An 18,143-nucleotide genomic window follows, 5' to 3' on the forward strand; every position below is an offset into this window, starting at 1 on the left:
GACCCCTCGCGAGGCGATGCAATGTTGAGTTGTCAGTCATCCAGCAGCCAGGGCGCGAACTTCCAGGCCGTCTGCTGTTTCGCCTGCTCGGCGAAGCGGATGTCCACGAACTCCTCGAAGGGCATGCGCCGCTCCAGCAGTCCGTGCTCCATCATCAGGTCCTGCACCAGCTCGAAGTCCTCGCGGCGAGGCGAGAGCGGCGTGTACATCACGCGGTCCATCGGCTCGAGCAGTGCGTGCCGCAGCAGCGCGGGCGGCTGGCTGTAGTAGTAGCGCCCCACGAACTCCGCCGCGTACGAGCGCTCCTCGCGGCCCTGGTCCAGCCACAGGCCCGAGCGCGCGATGCCGTCCACCAGCACCTGCACCGCCTGCGGACGCTTCTCGATGACGTCGTCGCGCACCACCAGCACGCAGGACATGTAGTCCGGCCAGTACTCCCGCGCGTGGAAGAGCACCCGCCCGAAGCCTCCGAGCTCCGCCTGGGACGGGTAGGGCTCTCCCATGGAGAAGCCATCGATGGCTCCCGCCGCCAGGGCGCCCGCGACATCCGGGGGGGACATCTCCACCATCTTCACCGCGGAGGGCGCCAGCCCATGCTGCTTGAGCGCCTTGAGCACGATGAGCCGCTCGTCCGAGAAGCGGCTCGGAATGGCGATGGTGTGGCCCGCCAGCCCCATCACGGAGCGCACGGGTCCCTCCTTGCGCACCACCACGGCGCTGCCGTAGCGATGCCCGAGGTACACGATCTTGATGGGTACGCCCTGCGACCGCAGGGCCAGGGCCATGGGGGCCACCAGGAACCCCGCCTGCATCCGGTTGGAGATCAGTGCCTCTTTGATCTCCGGGAACCCCTGGAACATCTTCGGGATGAAGAGGGTGTCATCCAGGGAGTTGCGGGCGATGTAATCGGTGACCGGGCAGGCCAGGTGTCAGGTGACTGGGATGTAGGCGACGTTGAGCTTGCGCTCGTTCTCCGTCCGCCACTCGTTGCGCAGCGAGGACCAGTCCAGGTTCAGCCACAGGTGCAGGCCGGAGACCACCACCAGCCACGCCGCCACCGCCATCACCACGCGCTTCGTCTGCGTCTTCATCTCTCACTCCTCGCGGAAGCCCCAGCGCACCCAGTGCAGCGACTCCATCCTGCGGATGCCCATGTCCAGCAGCAGGCCGATGCTCCCGATGAGCAGCATCCCCGCCACCACCAGATCGTACCGTTTGCCCGCGTTGCGGGCGTCCACGATCATGTAACCCAGCCCCGAGTCCACGGCGATCATCTCCGCGGCCACCACCACCTGCCAGGCCACCCACAGCGAGACGCGCACGCCCACCAGCAATTGGGGCATGGCGGCCGGCAGCAGCACCCGGAAGAAGAGCCGGGGCGGGGAGAGCCCGAAGTTGCGGCCCGCGTTCAGGTAGATGGCGGGCACCGTGGCCACCGCGCCCGTGGTGTGCAGGGCCAGCGGCAGGCAGGCGGCGAGGAAGATGAGCGAGACGGCCGCTCCGTCTCCCACGCCGAAGAAGAGGATGGCGATGGGCACCCAGGCCAGGGGGCTGATGGGCCGCAGGAACTGCACCACCGGGCCGAGCGCCGCCGCCACCGCCGGGTACAGGCCCATCACCATGCCCAGGCCCAGCCCCACGATCAGGGCCAGCCCGAAGCCCACCCCCACGCGCAGCAGCGAGTCCGCCGCGTACCGCCACAGCAGGCCGCTGCGCACCATCCCCACCAGCCCCTGGAGCACCTGCTGGGGCGTGGGGAACACGCGCGTGCCCGTCCAGCGCACCGCCACCACCCAGCCCACCAGCAGCAGCACCAGCGTGCCCACCGGCAACAACCATGTCTCCAATTGGCGTCGGGTCACCATGGGCTCAGATCCGGTGCGCCAGACCGATCTCCTCGAGCAGGCTGTCCCGCAGCTCCAGGTAGCGCGGCGAGCTGATGTCCCGGGGACGGGGCACGTCCACCTCCACGATGCGTCCCACGCGGCCGGGCCGGGCGGACATCACCACCACCCGGTCCGCCAGCTGCAGCGCCTCCTCGATGTCGTGCGTGACGAAGAGCACCGTCTTGCGCTCCGACTCCCACAGCCGCAGCAGCTCCGAGCGCATGGAGTGACGCGTGATGGAGTCCAGCGCGCCAAAGGGCTCGTCCAGGTACATCACCTCGGGGTTGGCCGCGAGCGCCCGCGCCACCTCCACGCGCTGCTTCATGCCGCCGGACAGCTCGTGCGGCCAGGCGTGCTCGAAGCCGCTCAACCCCACCAGCTTCACGTAGTGCGCCACGCGCTCGCGCCGCTCCGCCTCGGACAGCCGGAACAGCCCGAAGGCGATGTTGTCCTCCACCGTCAGCCAGGGGAACACGCCGCGCTCCTGGAAGACGAAGATGCGGCGCGGATCCGGCCCGGTGATCAGCTCTCCCCGGTAGCGCACCTCGCCGGCCGTGGGCCGCAGGAAGCCGCCCACCACGTTGAGCAGGGTGGACTTGCCACAGCCCGAGGGGCCCAGCAGGCAGACGAACTCGCCTTCATGGACGTCCAGGTCGATGCCCTCCAGCACCGTCAGCTCGCGCGTGGGCATGCTGAAGCGCACCTGGAGGCCGCGGACCGTCAGGGCCGTGGCGCGGACGGCCGAGGCTTCGGCGGGGGGCGGAGAGAGGGCGGTGGTGGGCTTCAACTCAGTGACTCCTGGAAGGACGAATGCCGGGCGCGGTGGGCGCGGCCGAAGGGGAAGGGGCGGGGAAGCCCCAGCTCAGTCCGGGCAGCCGCTCCACCCGCCGCAGCATCCGGTCCAGCCCGAGCCCCACCATGCCGATGATCACCATCCCCGCGACGACGAGATCATAGCGGTTGCCCGCGTTCCTCGCGTCGAGGATGAGGAAGCCCAGGCCCGAGTTGACGGCCATCATCTCCGCCATCACCACCACCATCCACGCCACGCCCAGCGTCTGCCGCAGGCCGGTGAAGAGCTGCGGCAGCACGGACGGCAGGACGATGCGGCGCAGCAGCTGGGCCGTGGACAGCCCGAAGTTGCGGCCCGCCCGCAGGTGCACGGCCGGCACCTTGCGCACGCCGTTGAGCGCCGTCACCGTCAGCGGCCCGAAGCACGCCATGAAGATGATGAACACCGCCGACAGGTCTCCCACCCCGCACCAGAGGATGGCCAGCGGCGTCCACGCCAGCGAGCTGATGGGGCGCAGCAGCTGGAGCGCCGGCCCCAGGGCCCGCTCGGCACGGTGGGACCAGCCCAGCCACACACCGAAGGGAATGGCGATCACCACCGCCGCCAACAGCCCCCAGCTCACGCGGAAGAGCGACGCCACGGTGAAGCGCACCAGCCGGCCATCCGCCGCGAGCTGTCCCATCGCCACCAGCGTCTGCCAGGGCGTGGGCATCAACGGCGCCTTGCCCAGGTGCACCGCGAGGCTCCACAGACACAGCAGGACGGTGATGACCGCTCCGGGCAGCACCCAGCGGGAGACGCGCGGATTCATCGACGGGTGACCTGGGGAACGCTCGACATGGGGGACCACAGGATAGCCCGGATTCCAGGGGAATGTCTTCCAGTGGATCCGTGCGTTGCCTCGGGCAGCAGCGGATGGTTGAGTAGCCGCAGGGTCCCCCGTGGAAATCATCCAGGCGCTCCTCCCCCCACAGCTCGAGCTCGCGCGTGCGCTCCTCGTCGAGTACGTGCGCTCGCTTCCCATCGATCTCGGCTTCCAGCGGATCGACCGGGAGCTCGAGCTGTTCCCCGGGGACTACACGCCCCCCGGGGGGTGCTTCCTGCTGGCGATGGACCCGGAGCGCGCCGCCGGTTGTGTCGCGATGCGCAGATGGGACGGGAAGACGTGCGAGATGAAGCGCCTCTACACCCGGCCCGGGTACCGCGGGCAGGGCTTGGGGCGCCAGTTGACGCTGGCGGTCATGCGGCACGCCCGCGCGTGCGGCTACACGGAGATGGTGCTCGACACGCTGCCCTTCATGGAGGCCGCGGCCGGGCTGTACCTCTCGCTCGGCTTCGAGCGGACGGAGCCGTACTACCCCAGCCCCATCCCCGGCACGCTCTTCATGCGGCGGATTCTTTGACCTGGCGGGAGATGACCGACTCGAGGAACCGCTCCAGCGGCTGCACGTACATGGGCTTGTTCCAGTTGTTCTCCAGGTCCTCCGGCACGTGGTACTCGGCCACCACGGTGCCGCCGCGGTAGTGGCGGAGCACGGGGTGGATGAACCGGCTGACCGTGCCGTCGTCGGGGACGCGGGTGATGTTGAACGGGTCCTCTTCCGGAGCGATCTTCCCGTACTCCAGGGTGAGCATCAGCCGCTCCTGGGGCCCCAGGTTCTGCTGCTCCGCCACGTAATCCACCGGCAGATCCCGGTACACGCGCGTGCGCTCCGGCGACTCGAGCAGCAGCGTGTCCGCCAGGTAGCCGGGCTGCTGGAAGAGCGACGAGCACCGGTTGACGCGATCCAGGATGTACTGGGACAGGCCCTTCACCCCGCCGGGCAGCTCCTTCGTCTCCAGCGGCGTCCCCTCGTACTTCTGCTCCAGCAGGCGGCTCAGGCACTCGACGCTGTAGCGGAAGCCGTGGATGAAGCCCGAGAAGCCCTTGCGGTAGTCGCGCCCGTGCATCAGCGCGCCCGCGAAGAAGAGATCCTTGACGTTGGTGGACTCCCAGCTCGACGTGACGCTCGGGAAGCGCTTGTTGTAGTTCAGCTCGGGCAGGCACGTCTCGGGATCGAAGAGGGAACGGTCGATGCCGAAGCCGATGCACGCGATGATCCGGTGCACCTTCAGCTCCCACTCCTGGCCGTGGGCGTGGGTGTACTTGAACTTCACGTGGAGCATCCCATCCGGCAGCCGCTCGATGCTCTGCAGGTGGGCGTCGATGATCGTGTTCTGGGACTTGAGCTGGTAGGTGTCCAGCAGGTTGTTGTTCACCGCCCGCAGGTCGCCCACGTAGTGCGTCTTCCACGCCATGCGGACGGGGTTGGGGCTCAGCATGTGGATGGAGGCCGTGACGCCCACCAGGTTGTCCGCCGTCTCGAAGGCCGAGTTGCCCTTGCCGAGGATGAGCACCCGCTGGTTGATGAAGTCGTCGGGGTTCACCGAGACGTCGTCATAGGACTCGATGTGCTCGGCCCCGGGCACGTCGGGGTTCTGCGCCGCGGAGCGTCCCGTGGCCATGATGACCCGCTTCGCCCTCAGCTCGCGATCCGCCAGCTGGATGAGGAAGCCCTCCTCGTCGCGGCGGATGCGGCGGACCTCGGCGTTGCACTCCACGCGCAGCTGGTGCTTCCGGGCGTAGTCCGCGCAGTAGCTCACCATGCTGTCCGCGGGCGGGAAGTACTCCTTGCTGAACTCCTTGTAGGTGGCGCAGTCCCCGTCCGCCAGCAGCGAGTTCCAGTCCCAGCGCAGGTTGATCTCCGCATCCTCGAAGCCCGTGTAGACCTTGTTGATGGAGATCAGCTTCCGGTGCCGCGGGAAGCGGGTGAAGAAGTGTCCCGGCGTGTTCCCCTTCTCGAGGATGACGTAGTCCCGCCCGTGCTTCTGCAGGTAGTAGCCGAGCTGGAGCCCTCCGGGTCCCGCGCCGATGATGACGTAATCCACCTGCCTGGCGTGTGTGCTCATAGGACGATCTCTTTGCTGAGGAAGAGCCGCTCCGAGGGGATGCCCTCGGCCCGGCAGGTTTCGACGAAACGGCGTGTTTCCACGACGGGAAGTGAATGCTCGCCATGCGCGCCGCCCGTGACGGGCGTGAGCCAGGGCTCCAGGCCCAGCGCGTAGACGAAGGCCTCCTTGACACCGAAGAGGCGCACCAGCTGCATGGCCATGTCGCTGGTGGAACCATTGAGGCGCCGGCCCTGATCCGCCGTGCGCTCCGGCGCTTCCGGCATCAGGGGGCCGTACAGCCAGGAGAGCGGCGCGCCCTCGCACTCGAGCCCCACGAACAGCGTCCGCACGTCACCGATGAGGCGGTGGACATGCTCGAACATGCGCGGCTCCACGTTGCGCGCGTCCGTGGCGAACATCATCCGGTGCCCGAGCGCCTCGAGCAGCACCACGTGCTTGGCGCGGATGTCCAGGTCCGAGTGCTCGCCCAGGAAGGGCAGGCCCGTGAGCGTGACGCCGGGGCCAAGCTGCTGCGGTGACAGCATTCCCAGCTCGCGCACGTCCCGGAAGCCCAGGCGCTCCAGCATGGGCTTGAGCCCCGGATCCTGCAGGGAGCCCCCCCCGGGAGGCACGTGCACGGTGCCCGTCCGCCCCCGGAGGGCGATCAGCGTCTCCAGGGCCGTGTGATCCGAGTGCGCGTGCGTGAGGACCACGTGGTCCACGCGCGCGGGCAGGCTCGAGAAGGTGAAGGAGTCCTCGCCGGGCGCCCCGTGGCGCAGCACCGGATCCACGAGGACGGAGGTCTCCCCCGTCTCCACCAGGATGCACGCATGGCCGAAGTACCGGACGCGGACGCGGCCCGCGGGCACCGGGTCGGGTTTCGGTGGCGCCTCCGGCGTGAAGAAGGTCCGGAAGAGCTCCCGCTGGTGCGCGGGCACCCGCAGGCGCTCCTCGAGCTCCTCCCGCGAGCCCGGCTCGTCCTTCATCCGCACCAGCGCGTCGATCGCCGGAGCGTCGAAGGGCAGGGCGAGCTCCACCTGCCCCTCCTGCGGCAGCAGCGGCGTGCTCAGCATGAAGCGGCGCGCGTCCTTCGCCTCGGGGAAGAGCGCGAAGCCCTGGACGGATGTGTCATACGCCGGCCCGCGGTAGAGCAGCGGCTCCAGGAAGCGCACGGAGGGACGGTTGCGCGTGTCGTAGACCAGCTCCACGTAGCCCCGGAGCTGCTCGGGCACGCGGGCATAGAGTGGCTCCAGGGAGCGCCCCCGGGCCTCGTCCAGGAGCAGCTTGTCCAGGGCCGCCATGGCCTGGGTGAGCTCCAGCAGCCCTCGCTGGCGGCGCTCCGTCTCCTCGATGAGCGCGCGGATCTCCTCCTTGCGCGCGGCGGGCGCGTCCAGGAAGGGTCCGCTGCGCAGCGCGGGGTTGCGGCACGCCGCCTCGTGGGCCTGAGGCGCCTGCACGAACGAGCGCATGATCTTCAGGTGGCGCCCCACCACGTTCAGCGCCGCCGTGGGCGGGAAGAGCAGCTGGGGCCACGCCTGCCAGCGCAGCACGAGCGGTTGGGCGATGATGTCCTGCCGCAGGTAGAGCCGTTCCATGGGGGATGGCGCATCCTACTACGCGACGGCGACCTGCACCGGAGCCCCGGCTTCCCGCAGTGGGATCTTCTCGTCCTCGAAGTACTCCATCCAGTTGTACGGGTAGGTGGGCACCGTGTCCGGCATCGTGCCCCGGAGCATGATCGCGGCCATGTCCTGCTGGAACCGCAGCGCGCTCTCGAGCGCGGCACTCGCTGGCACGCGAGCGGCCAGGTTCGCCCGCAGTTGAGCGAAGAGCGACTCCTGGTCCTGAATGACATTGACCCACCACCACTCGTGCAGCAGCCAGGCGGGCTTGGAGGGCATCACGCGCCGGGCGAAGTCGATCATGTCCTGCTGCGTCAGGAGCTTGTCCTCCATGGGCATGCGGCTGTCCGCGAGGTAGTCGAGCAGCAGCTGGCGGATGCGGTGCAGCGGGCGGCCCAGCGGGCTCTCCGGGTTCGCGAGCGCCTCCTCCATCAGCGGGCGGTAGAGGTTCTCGTAGGAGAGGACGCCCTCGCGGTGCAGGAACATGGCGAGGTAGCGCGTGAGCCCCAGGTTGTGCAGGCCCTGCACGATGATGCTGAACATCCAGCAGTACAGCCAGTCCTCCGTGGACATCGTGTTGGTGCCGATGACCACCTCGACCCGCTCCATGTCATCCGCCAGGTAGGGGCGGATCATCGTCTTCAGCCCGTACTTCTCGCGCGAGGCGGCATCTCCCAATTGCGAGTTGGGCAGGAGCACGCACTCGTAGACCATCACGTCGTCGTGGATGCCGGCCTCCAGGGCCTTGCACATGCCCGTCACCCACGACTGCCGCGTCTCGCGGGGCAGGCCGACGATCATCTCCGTATAGGTGCGCACGCCCTCGTCCTTGAGGCGCTGGCTCATCTTCCGGTAGCCCTCGAAGGGGATGTTGGAGCGGCGCACCGCCTCGAGCACCTCGGTGGTGGTGCTCTGCATGGCGAGGATGGTGCCGTTGGCCATCTCCGCCTGGACGAGCAGCTTGCTGATGTCCACCACCCGGTCGTTCGCGTTCTTGGCGTAGCTGGTGATGAAGCGCGAGGGGTAGCCCGAGACGAGCTTGCGCGCGACGAGCTGGCGCGTGAGATCCAGATCCCGCGGCAGGATGCCGAAGTTGGAGTCGCAACCGAGGATGGCCCGGATGCGCTTCTGGGAGAAGTAGTCGATCTCCCGGCTGAGCCGCTCGATGGGGAAGCGCCGGAGCTTGGTCATGTTCGCCGAGCCCCAGTCACAGAAGGTGCAGCTGTAGGGGCAGCCGCGGTTCGTCTCCCACAGCACGATGGGATCCAACCCCGCCGCGCGCGCCGACTCGATGGAGTGCTCGAAGTACCCCTCCAGGTAGGGGCTCGGCACGGTGATCTCCATGGGCAGCCGGTCCTTCATGGCATTGGTGCGCACCTGCCCGTCCGGACCGCGCCACGAGAGCGCGGACACCTTCGCGTAGTCCGGCTGATCCTTCAGCAGCTCCAGCAGCAGCTGCGACAGGGGAATCTCCCCCTCGTTGTGGATGGCGAAGTCCAGATAGGGCGCCTCCGCGAAGAGCCCCTCGGGCTTGTCGGGGACCTGCGGCCCTCCCGCCACGATGATCGCGTTGGGATAGCGCTCCTTCACCTGCCGCGCGATCTCGAGGTTCTTGCGGATGTTCCAGATGTAGCAGGAGATGAGGAAGACGTACGGCTCCCGCAGCGAGTCCAGGAGCGTGTCCCGCTGCGCCATGAAGAAGAACGGCTCCTCGAAGCTGTAGTTCTCCCGGATGGCTGGAATCGTCTCGGCGTAGGCCCGGAGGCAGCCCCACACGAGTGGCAGGTGGACGGCCCGATTCACTCCGCAGAAATAGATCTTCCGCTGTGTCATCTCGAGGCTCCGAAGGCAGGGGGGATGGCGCGGCATTCTAGCGGGAGACATGGAAATCCCGCCAGTGGGGTTTTTCCGCTTTTCAACCCTTTGCCTGTATACACCGGCCAGATGACTGGTGTAACCTGGGCTTCATTCGTTCCCGGTGCCCCCACCATGACTCTTCCTTCGACGCCCTCTCCGGAAGTGAAGCCTCAGGACACCCAAAGTGCGGGCGCGCTCAAGGCCCATCCGCTCGTGGCCGAAGCGAGTCTGCAGATCACGGAGGTGCAGGGAGCGTTGATGTTCCCCGAGGCCGCCCTGACGCAGATCCGCCGCGCGCTCATGCAGCTCCCCGCCTCGGAGAAGCGCCACGCGATTGGCGGCCTGGTGGATCTGGCGGCCCATCTCGAGTTGAACAGGAAGGCCCCTCAAGCCGCGAACGCGTTGTTGCTCGCGATCGCGAGCAGCGGCCAGCAGCAGCCCTGATCTCAAGTGCAGTGCGTAGTGCGGTCGTGCGTTGTTGCAGTCAAACGCAGTACACACACGTGAGGTAACGATGATTCTGGCTCAGCTGGTGAACCTCGTGGTCAACCCGGCCATCCCGAGTGGCTCGGCCGTCGAGCAGGCCCGCAACTTCGTCCAGGGCGCGATGGAGCAGTCCGTGTCGCGCGTGCAGTACCTGGAGCAGAAGGTGCAGGAGATCCCCGCCGTCGCGGGCATCGTGGACATGCTCAAGTAGTCAGCAACCACCCAACCCCAACCCCTTTCTGAATTGGAGTCGACGATGAACCAGACCCAGACGCAGACCCAGACCCAGCAGGTGCCGGCGCAGACGGAGCAGAAGCCGATCTCCGCCCGCGTCACCCGCAACGGTCACTACGACAAGCTCCAGGGCTAGTCGTCTCTCTGACTGCCTACGCGTTGCGACTGCTCCTTCCGTCCTCAAAAGCGGTTGGGGCAGTTCTTTCAAGAGGGTTCAAACATGCAGAGCTGCCGCATCCGCCCGTCGGATTTCGCCGGAGTTTTCGGGAAGGAATTTGGAGATGTCTTCCTGTTGGTGACGTCTCCACGGGTGCGTGAGCGCCTGCAGGTGGAACGGGACAATGGCGTCGAGCTGGCCGAGCAGTCCTGGGAAGGCGCCCACTCGCGCTCCGCCCTGCTCGCCCGCTTCGAGGACCTGCGGCGCGCGGGCCGCAAGGCGAGCGTGGTGTGGATCGCCGACGACGAGTTCGAGCACTACTCGAATGACGAGCTGAAGGGCATCAAGCTGGCCGCCCTGTCGAGCTTCTCCTCGCCGTTCACGGTGGATGCCCTGGCGCGCACCCTCGCCATCGTCCGCGACACCGACTATCAGCAGGAGCTGGAGATCGAGCGCTCCTTCCTGGAGAAGCTGGACGGGGGCAAGCGCATCCTGTTCCGCTCCGCGTCTCCGAAGGCCGAGGCCACGCTGGACTACCAGCAGCTGCAGCACTGGTTCTCGCTGCACGGCGCGCTGTCCTTTGGCCAGCAGGTGGTGGCCCCCACCGGCGAGCTGAGCATGCTGCTCAACGGCTCGGGCGAGTTCGACGCCGTGTCGCGCTTCCCGCTGGACGGGCAGATCCTCCTGGAGGGGCAGCCCATCGTGCACCGCGGCTCGCGTACCGTGGCGCTGGAGGAGACCATGAAGACGTACGACTCGCTCGCGGCCATGCGCGATCAGCCGGCGCTCGTGGACGTGCGCGGCGGGGAGATCGTGGGCGTGCACCCCGCGGGCGGGGGCGACGCGTTCTGCCGCTCCCTGACGCAGTTCCTCGAGCGTGAGCCGCTCTACCGGAAGATCCACGAGATCGGCTTCGGGACGAGCCTGCAGTGCAAGGCGCTGCGCGCCGAGAACTTCGCCGCCAACGAGCGCTACCCCGGCGTCCACTTCGGACTGGGCCTGGGCGGCCACACGCAGTTCCACATCGATCTGGTGTGCACGAAGACGGACGTGCTCGTCGAGTTCGCCGACGGCCGGACCGAGGACGTGTACCAGTACGCCCAAGGGGTTCCCGCGAAATGATGTCAGCGAAGCTCGCCGAGGAGTTCTGGAGGGGGCGGTTGTCGGGGGTGGTGGGGGAGCGGTTCTTCCAGTCCGGCCCAGGCGAGCTCGCGGAAGCTCGTCAGGAGTACGTCGTCGAAGGGGAGCCCGCCCTGGCGGCGCGCCTGGAGCAGGTGTCGGCCGGCTCGCCCACGGGCCGGTTCCTCCTGCTGGCCGCGGCCCTGCGCGTGCTCCTCCTGCGTTACACGGGACGGTTGGACACCGTCATCTCCGCGCCCGCGCAGGGCGGGGGGCTGCGCTTCTTGAAGGCCGCGCCGGGGGCGGGGGGACAGGCGCGTGTCGGGGAGCTGCTCGCGAGCCTCGCCGCCGAAGTGGCGGAGTTAGAGGGGCGCGCGCTGGTGGAGGTGGAGCCGTTCCTCGAGAAGTTCCGTGCGCTGCGGTGGGGTGAGCCGGAGGCGCTCCTCCAGATCGGACTGGAGGATGGTGCGGGGGGCGGTGCCAGCGCGATGGAGCGGGCGCGGCTGCTCTTCCGCGTGGAGCGTCGCGGTGAGGGGTTGTCGCTGCGCGTGCGGTACGACGCGAACCTGCGCGAGCGGGCCCTGGTGCCCCAGCTCGGGCGGCACTTCCTGAATGCCCTGCGCGCCGTGCTTCGCGGGCCGGAGCAGCGGCTCGCGGGAATCGAGTTGCTGGAGACCGCGGAGCGCGAGGCGTTGTTGCGGGGTCTCTTCGATGCTCCCCGGCCCGTGCCGGCGGAGGCCTCGATCCCGAACCTGGCCGAGCTGGTGGAGCGGCGCGCCCGGTTGAGCCCGGAGCGCACCGCGCTGCTGTACCACGACGAGCGGGTCAGCTACCGGGAGCTGGACGAGCGGGCCAATACCCTGGCGCATCAGGTGCGCGAGTGGCTCGGCTCCGGGCGCGAGGAGATCGTCGCGCTCGTGATGGATCGCTCGGTGGAGATGATCGTGTCGGTGCTCGCGGTGCTCAAGGCCGGCGCCGCGTACCTGCCACTGGATCCTTCCTTCCCCGAGGAGCGCCTGGGCTTCATGCTCCGCGACAGCGGTTCGCGCCTGCTCCTCACCAATCGCGATCCGGCCGGGCTGCGCTTCGTGCCGGAGGGGTGCCGCGTCGTGGATGCGCGGACGCTCGGGGCGCCACGTGCTCCGGCTCCACCGCGGCGTGAGCGGGCGGGCAGTGAGCTGGCCCTGGTCATCTACACCTCGGGCTCCACCGGCGAGCCGAAGGGCGTCCTGCTCCAGCACGACTCGCTGGTCTACAAGATCGTCGTCACGGCGGTGGACCTGGGCTTCGACGAGTCGCTGCGCATCCCGCTGCTGGGCGCCTTCTCGTTCGACTCGTCCGTCTACCAGATCTTCGTCACCCTCTGGGCCGGCGGCGCGCTGCTGCTGCTGGATGACGAGGAGAAGAACGATCCGCGCGTGTTCTGGCAGCGGCTGGCGCGGCATGAGATCAACACCATCAACTGCGTGCCGCCCTTCCTGGCGGCCGTGCTGGCCGAGCCGGGCTGTGTGCGGCCCGTGCCGCTGCGCACCATCATCCTCGGCGGCGATCGCGTCCCGGCGAGCCTGGTGAACCGGTCCCGGGCCATGCTCGGGTTCGAGCGGTTCGTGAACCTCTACGGGCCCACGGAGACGGCCATCGATGTGATCCGCCATGTCTCCACCGAGGAGATGCTCGAGGATCCCGTCCCCATCGGGCGGCCCCAGCCCGGCACGCCGGTCTACATCCTCGACGAGCACCTCGCTCCCGTGCCGGTGGGCGTGGTGGGCGAGCTGTACATCGGCGGACCCGGCGTGGGCCGGGGTTACCTGCGCCGCGAGGCCCTGACCGCCGAGCGCTTCCTCGCGGATCCGTTCTCTCCGGGCGGGCGGATGTACCGCACGGGAGATCTGGGACGCTGGCGGCCGGACGGGGAGATCGAGTTCCTCGGCCGCCGGGATGGGCAGCTCAAGGTCCGCGGCAACCGCGTGGAGCTGGGCGAGCTGGAGAAGGCCCTGGCCCGGCACCCGGGCGTTCAGGAGGCCATCGCCAGCGTGCGCGAGGGCGTCGGCGGCGAGCCGGAGCTGGTGGCCCACTACGTGGGACCGCGCGAGCTGGAGCTGGGTGCGCTGCGCCAGTACCTGAAGGGGCTGCTGCCCGAGTTCATGGTGCCGGCCCGGCTCATCTGGCTGGCCCGCTGGCCGCTCACGCCGAGCGGGAAGGTGGACCGGGAGCGTCTGCCGGAGCAGCCGAGCCGCCGGACGGTGGTGCCGCCTCGGACCGAGCTGGAGCGCGGGCTGCTGCCGCTGTGGCAGGCGGTCCTCGGCACGGAGGAGGCCGGCATCACCGATGACTTCTTCGAGCTGGGCGGCCACAGCCTCAAGTTGGCCCGGCTGCTCTCCGCCGTCTACGAGCGGCTGGGCCTGGAGGTGGGCTTCCGGGAGATCTTCCAGCACCCGACCGTGGAGTCCCTCGCGGCGGCGCTGGCCGGGCGTCAGGGGCAGAAGGTGGCGCAGCTCCAGCGCACGCCGGACGCGCCGTCGTACCCGGTGTCCTACGGGCAGCGCCGGATCTTCATGCTCTCGCAGCTCGAGCCCCAGGCGCACCTTGCCTACAACATGGCGGAGGGCTACCGGCTCGACGGGCCGCTGCAGGTGCCCCTGTTGCGGCGCGCGCTGGAAGCGCTGACGGCGCGCCATGAGTCCCTGCGCACCGTCTTCGCCGTCATCGACGGCGAGCCCCGGCAGGTGGTCCGTGCGTCGTTGCCTCCGGCTTTCGAGGTGCTCGAGCACTCGGCGGCCCCGGTGGCCGAGCGCGATGGCCTGGTGCTGAAGGCGCTGGCGGCGGACGCGCAGCGGCCCTTCGATCTGGAGAAGGGGCCTCTCATCCGGCTCACGGTGCTGCGCTTCTCGGCGGACGACCACGCCCTGATCGTGGCCACGCACCACATCATCAGCGATGGCTGGTCCAGTGCGATCATCTGCCGCGAGCTGATGGAGCTCTACGCGGCGGCCGTGCGCGGTGAGACCGCGGCGCTGGCTCCGCTGCCCATCCAGTACCGCGACTACGTGGCCTGGCAGGACGCGTACCTCGAGAGCGCCCTGGCGGAGAACCACCGGCGCTACTGGCTGGAGCGGCTGGCTCCTCCGGTGCCGGTGCTGCCGCTGCGGACGGACTTCCCGCGCCCGGAGCAGCGCAGCTTCCGCTCTGGCGCCCGGACGTTCTCCGTCCCCGACACGCTCCTCTCCGGCCTGCGCGCGCTGTGCCGGGAAGAGGGCCTCACCACGTTCATGGCCCTGCTGGCCCTGGTGGAAGTGCTGCTCGCCCGCCACGCTGGCACCGATGACGTCCTGGTCGCCGTCCCGGTGGCCGGCCGCTCCCGCGCCGAGCTGGAGCCGCAGGTCGGCTTCTACGTCAACACGCTCATCCTCCGCGGCCACGTCGAGCCGGCCGAGTCCCTCCGCTCGCTGCTCCAGCGCGTCCGGGGCACCACGCTGGAGGCCTACCAGCACCAGGACTACCCGTTCGACCGCATCGTCGAGGAGAGCCGCGTCGAGCGCGCCCTGGGCCGTCATCCCTTCACCGATGTCGTGGTGGAGATGCTCATCGATGATCCGCTCGCCGGCTGGCAGCCGTCCGCCTCCAGCCCGAGGCCCCGGCACCTGGAGCCCGCCGATGACCTGATGGACCTCTTCGACCTCAGCTTCAGCTTCATGGAGCGTGAGGCCTCGCTGGACATCCGCATCGGCTACAGCGCCGACCTGTTCCGCCGGGCGACGGTGGAGACGTTCGGCGAGCAGTTGCTGCAGCTCCTGGAAGAGGCGGTGAACGCGCCCGACACGGCCGTGGGACGGCTCGAGCTGAGCTCCCCCGCCGAGCGCAAGCGGCTGCTGGAGGACTTCAACAAGGAAGAGGGTCCGCCGGATCCGGACTCGACGCTGGTGGAGCTCTTCGAGCGGAAGGTGGCCGAGCTGCCGGACGCCGTGGCCGTGCTCTACAAGGACCTCTCCCTGAGCTTCGCCGAGCTCAACGCCCACGCCAACCGCGTGGCCCACCAGGTTCGCGCCCGGGTGGAGATCGTCCCCGACGAGGTGGTCGCCGTCCTGCTGGATCGCTCGGAGTGGCAGGTGGTGGCCGTGCTCGCGGCGATCAAGACGGGCGCGGCGTACCTGCCCCTCGACCCGGAGGCCCCGGACGAGCGGCTGCGGTACATCTTCTCGGAAGCCCGCGTGCGCGCCGTCCTCACCGACGCGCCCAAGGTGGAGCGGCTGCAGTCGCTCACCCAGGCCCCCGTGCTGGCCGCCAGCGAGCTCTACGCCACGGGCACCCCCGAGCAGGAGCGCAACCCGGGACCCATCGCCTCGCCGAGCCACCTCGCGTACCACATGTACACCTCGGGCTCCACCGGCCGCCCGAAGGGCGCGATGATCGAGCACCGCAAGGTGCAGCGCACGGTGTGCTGGCGCGCGGACTACTACAAGTTCGGCCCGGACCACCGCATCCTGCAGATCCCCGCCGTGTACTTCGACAGCGCGGTGAATGACTTCTTCTCCACGCTGATCGGCGGCGCGGCGCTCGTCGTCCTGGAGCACGAGCGGCGGTTGGACCTGGACAACATGGCGGCGCTGATCGCCCGGCACGGCGTGACGCACATCATGATGGTGCCCACCCTTTACCAGCCGCTGCTGCAGGAGCACGAGGCGGAGCTGCGCACGCTCAAGCAGGTGGCGCTCGCGGGAGAGCGGTTGCCTCGCACGCTGGTGAGGGATCACTTCCGCAAGCTGCCGGGCGTGCCGCTGTACAACGAGTACGGCCCCGCCGAGGCCAGCGTCGGCACCACCATCTTCGAGCTCACCGAGCCCGAGGCCGAGGTGCTCATCGGCAAGCCCATCTGGTCGCACCGGGTGGACGTGCTCGACGAGGAGGGCCGGCTGCTGCCCATCGGCGTGGTGGGCGAGATCTGCATCAGCGGCAACTGCCTGGCCCGTGGCTACGTGGGAGACCCGCGCCTGACGCAGGAGCGCTTCGTCCCGCACCCGCAGCGGCCCGGCGAGCTCATGTACCGGACGGGCGATCTGGGGCGCTATCTCTCGGATGGCAACCTGGAGTTCGTCGGCCGCGCGGACTCGCAGGTGAAGATCCGCGGGAGCCGCGTGGAGCCCGGAGAGATCGAAGTGGTGCTCCAGGAGCACCCGGACGTCGAGCAGGCCGCCGTGGTGGCCCGGAAGGCTCCGGGCCGCGAGGAGCTGGAGCTGGTGGCCTACGTCATCCACCGTGGGCCGATCGACGTGCCCAAGTTGAACCAGCACCTGCGCTCCCGGCTACCGGCCTACATGATTCCGGCCCACATCGTTCGCGTGGACGCGCTGCCTCGCAACGCCAACGGGAAGCTCGATCGGCGGGCCCTGCCGGATCCGCGCCCGGCGGAGCAGGGGAGCGATGCGCCGCGCGAGCCCCGCACGCCCCTCCAGGAGCGCCTGGCGCAGCTGTGGGAGTCCGTGGTCGGCGAGCCGCTGGTGAGCCTCGATGACAACTTCTTCGAGGTGGGCGGGCACAGCCTGATGGCCACGCGCTTGGCGGCGTCCATCCGCTCGGAGTTGGGCGTGGCCTTCTCGGTGCGCGACGTCTTCGAGCGCCCCACGGTGCGGCAGCTCGCCGAGCGGATTTCAGTGCTGGGCGGCCGGCCCCGGAGCCAGCTCGAGCCGGTACCGGTGGCCGAGCACCATCCGCTCTCGCACGCGCAGCGCCGCGTCTACACCGCGGCGGCCACCGCGACCAGCGGCGAGGCCTTCAACATCACGGACGCCTTCGCTTTCCCCGAGGCTCCCGACGCGGAGCTGCTCGAGCGCGCGCTGAACCTGGTGGTGGCGCGCCACGAGTCGCTGCGCACCGTGTTCCTCGCCGTGGACGGGGCGCCGCGCCAGCGCGTGCTGGAGGGAGTGCACCTGCGCATCGAGCGGGTGGAGCTCCCCGGGTCTCCCCAGCCGGCCGAGCTGGAGGCGGAGATCCAGAAGGGCGCGCGGGTCGCGTTCGCGCTGGATGTGTGGCCGCTCATGAAGGTCCGGCTCCTGCGCTACGCCGAGGGCAGCGCGGTGCTGACGATGACGGTCCACCACATCATCGCGGACGAGTGGTCCATCGGCCTGCTCATGGGTGAGTGGCTGGGGGCGTACCGCGCGCTGCGCGAGGGCAGGGCGCCGGAGCTGCCGCCCCTGCGCATCCAGTACAAGGACTTCGTCGCGGACGAGGCGCGCTGGGTGGCGGGCCCCGAGGGCGAGAGTGCCCGGCGGTACTGGCGCGAGCGGCTCTCCGGAGAGCTGCCGGTCCTGGAACTGCCCACGGACTTCCCCCGTCCGCCCATCCGTTCCCGCCAGGGCGGGCTCGTCCGCGTGGTGCTGGATGGGAAGCAGGCGGGCGCGCTGAACGCGCTGGCTCGCAGGCACGACACCAGCCGCTTCATGGCGCTCTACGCCGTCTTCACCACGCTCATGCAGCGGATGAGCGGCCAGCGCGACATGGTCCTCGGCTTCCCCATCGCGGGACGGAGCCGGCTCGATCTGGAGGAACAGATCGGCTGCTACGTCAACGCCGTGCCGCTGCGGCTCGAGGTGGACCCGGACGCGGGCTTCGATCGGCTGCTCGCCACCGTGCGCGCCCGCTGCATCGAGGCCTACGAGCATCAGGACTACCCCTTCGATCGCATCGTCGAGGAGCTGGCTCCCCGGCGCCGTCCGGGCCGCTCGCCCCTGTACGACGTGGGCTTCACCTGGGAAGGCTCGTTCGTCGAGTCCGGGCTGCCCGGCGTGGTGAAGGCGCTGGATGTCCGGCCGCCCGAGGTCCACGTCAACGACGACCTGTGGATCTACGCGCACGAGGCCGGAGAGCAGATCGTGTTGGAGATCGCCTACGATACGGCCCTGTTCTCGCGCGCCACCCTGGATGTGGTGGCGTCCTGGTTGCCGGCCATCGTCGACCAGGTGACCGCGAATGAGGGGGTTCCGTTGTCCGCGCTTCAGCTCGATGCTGGGGACCGGGCGGCGAAGCCCACGCGGCGCACCACCCGCTACGCACTATGAGCC

At 69.3% G+C, this 18,143-nt stretch carries 13 protein-coding genes; 5 read left to right on the forward strand and 8 right to left on the reverse strand.

Features of this window, described 5'->3' with window-relative positions; genetic code table 11:
- Positions 1-32: 32 nt before the first annotated feature.
- From AC16DP_RS32720 to AC16DP_RS32740, 5 genes are read right to left on the reverse strand one after another with little or no spacing between them, the layout of a single operon-like run.
- Entirely contained in the window at positions 33-926 is an 894-nt protein-coding gene (locus AC16DP_RS32720; protein WP_329731979.1) for an ABC transporter substrate-binding protein, read from the reverse strand.
- Positions 927-929: 3 nt separating this feature from the next.
- Positions 930-1,091, reverse strand: coding sequence for a hypothetical protein (locus AC16DP_RS32725; protein WP_329731952.1), 162 nt, complete (start codon positions 1,089-1,091; stop codon positions 930-932).
- A 3-nt stretch (positions 1,092-1,094) separates the two neighbouring features.
- Positions 1,095-1,865: an ABC transporter permease gene (locus AC16DP_RS32730; RefSeq protein ID WP_329731953.1), complete on the reverse strand. Its 771-nt coding sequence runs from the start codon at positions 1,863-1,865 to the stop codon at positions 1,095-1,097.
- 4 nt (positions 1,866-1,869) lie between these two features.
- On the reverse strand, positions 1,870-2,673 hold the full coding sequence (locus AC16DP_RS32735; RefSeq protein ID WP_329731954.1) for an ABC transporter ATP-binding protein: 804 nt from the start codon (positions 2,671-2,673) through the stop codon (positions 1,870-1,872).
- A 1-nt stretch (position 2,674) separates the two neighbouring features.
- Positions 2,675-3,490: an ABC transporter permease gene (locus AC16DP_RS32740; protein ID WP_329731955.1), complete on the reverse strand. Its 816-nt coding sequence runs from the start codon at positions 3,488-3,490 to the stop codon at positions 2,675-2,677.
- 130 nt (positions 3,491-3,620) lie between these two features.
- On the opposite strand from AC16DP_RS32740, the gene AC16DP_RS32745 reads away from it, so the two are divergent.
- Positions 3,621-4,082 carry a GNAT family N-acetyltransferase gene (locus AC16DP_RS32745; protein WP_329731956.1) on the forward strand — a complete coding sequence of 154 codons (462 nt, stop codon included), beginning with the start codon at positions 3,621-3,623 and terminating at the stop codon, positions 4,080-4,082.
- Here the strand turns inward: AC16DP_RS32745 and AC16DP_RS32750 are convergent.
- From AC16DP_RS32750 to AC16DP_RS32760, 3 genes are read right to left on the reverse strand one after another with little or no spacing between them, the layout of a single operon-like run.
- Positions 4,063-5,628: an NAD(P)-binding domain-containing protein gene (locus AC16DP_RS32750; protein WP_329731957.1), complete on the reverse strand. Its 1,566-nt coding sequence runs from the start codon at positions 5,626-5,628 to the stop codon at positions 4,063-4,065. The genes AC16DP_RS32745 and AC16DP_RS32750 overlap by 20 nt on opposite strands.
- On the reverse strand, positions 5,625-7,205 hold the full coding sequence (locus AC16DP_RS32755; RefSeq protein WP_329731958.1) for an MBL fold metallo-hydrolase: 1,581 nt from the start codon (positions 7,203-7,205) through the stop codon (positions 5,625-5,627). The genes AC16DP_RS32750 and AC16DP_RS32755 overlap by 4 nt, the downstream gene beginning before the upstream one ends.
- 18 nt (positions 7,206-7,223) lie before the next feature.
- Positions 7,224-9,065, reverse strand: coding sequence for a B12-binding domain-containing radical SAM protein (locus AC16DP_RS32760; RefSeq protein WP_329731959.1), 1,842 nt, complete (start codon positions 9,063-9,065; stop codon positions 7,224-7,226).
- 156 nt (positions 9,066-9,221) lie between these two features.
- Here AC16DP_RS32760 and AC16DP_RS32765 point away from each other — a divergent pair, with 156 nt between their 5' ends.
- From AC16DP_RS32765 to AC16DP_RS32780, 4 genes are all read left to right on the forward strand, one after another.
- On the forward strand, positions 9,222-9,533 hold the full coding sequence (locus AC16DP_RS32765; protein WP_329731960.1) for a hypothetical protein: 312 nt from the start codon (positions 9,222-9,224) through the stop codon (positions 9,531-9,533).
- Between the two features lie 70 nt (positions 9,534-9,603).
- Positions 9,604-9,786 carry a hypothetical protein gene (locus tag AC16DP_RS32770; protein ID WP_329731961.1) on the forward strand — a complete coding sequence of 61 codons (183 nt, stop codon included), beginning with the start codon at positions 9,604-9,606 and terminating at the stop codon, positions 9,784-9,786.
- A 243-nt stretch (positions 9,787-10,029) separates the two neighbouring features.
- Positions 10,030-11,088, forward strand: a complete 1,059-nt coding sequence (locus tag AC16DP_RS32775; protein ID WP_329731962.1) for a CgnE/CgnB domain-containing protein — start codon at positions 10,030-10,032, stop codon at positions 11,086-11,088.
- Positions 11,085-18,140 carry a non-ribosomal peptide synthetase gene (locus tag AC16DP_RS32780; RefSeq protein WP_329731963.1) on the forward strand — a complete coding sequence of 2,352 codons (7,056 nt, stop codon included), beginning with the start codon at positions 11,085-11,087 and terminating at the stop codon, positions 18,138-18,140. Before AC16DP_RS32775 ends, AC16DP_RS32780 begins: the two co-directional genes overlap by 4 nt.
- The last annotated feature ends 3 nt before the right edge of the window (positions 18,141-18,143 follow it).

The organism is Archangium sp. (assembly GCF_057119385.1).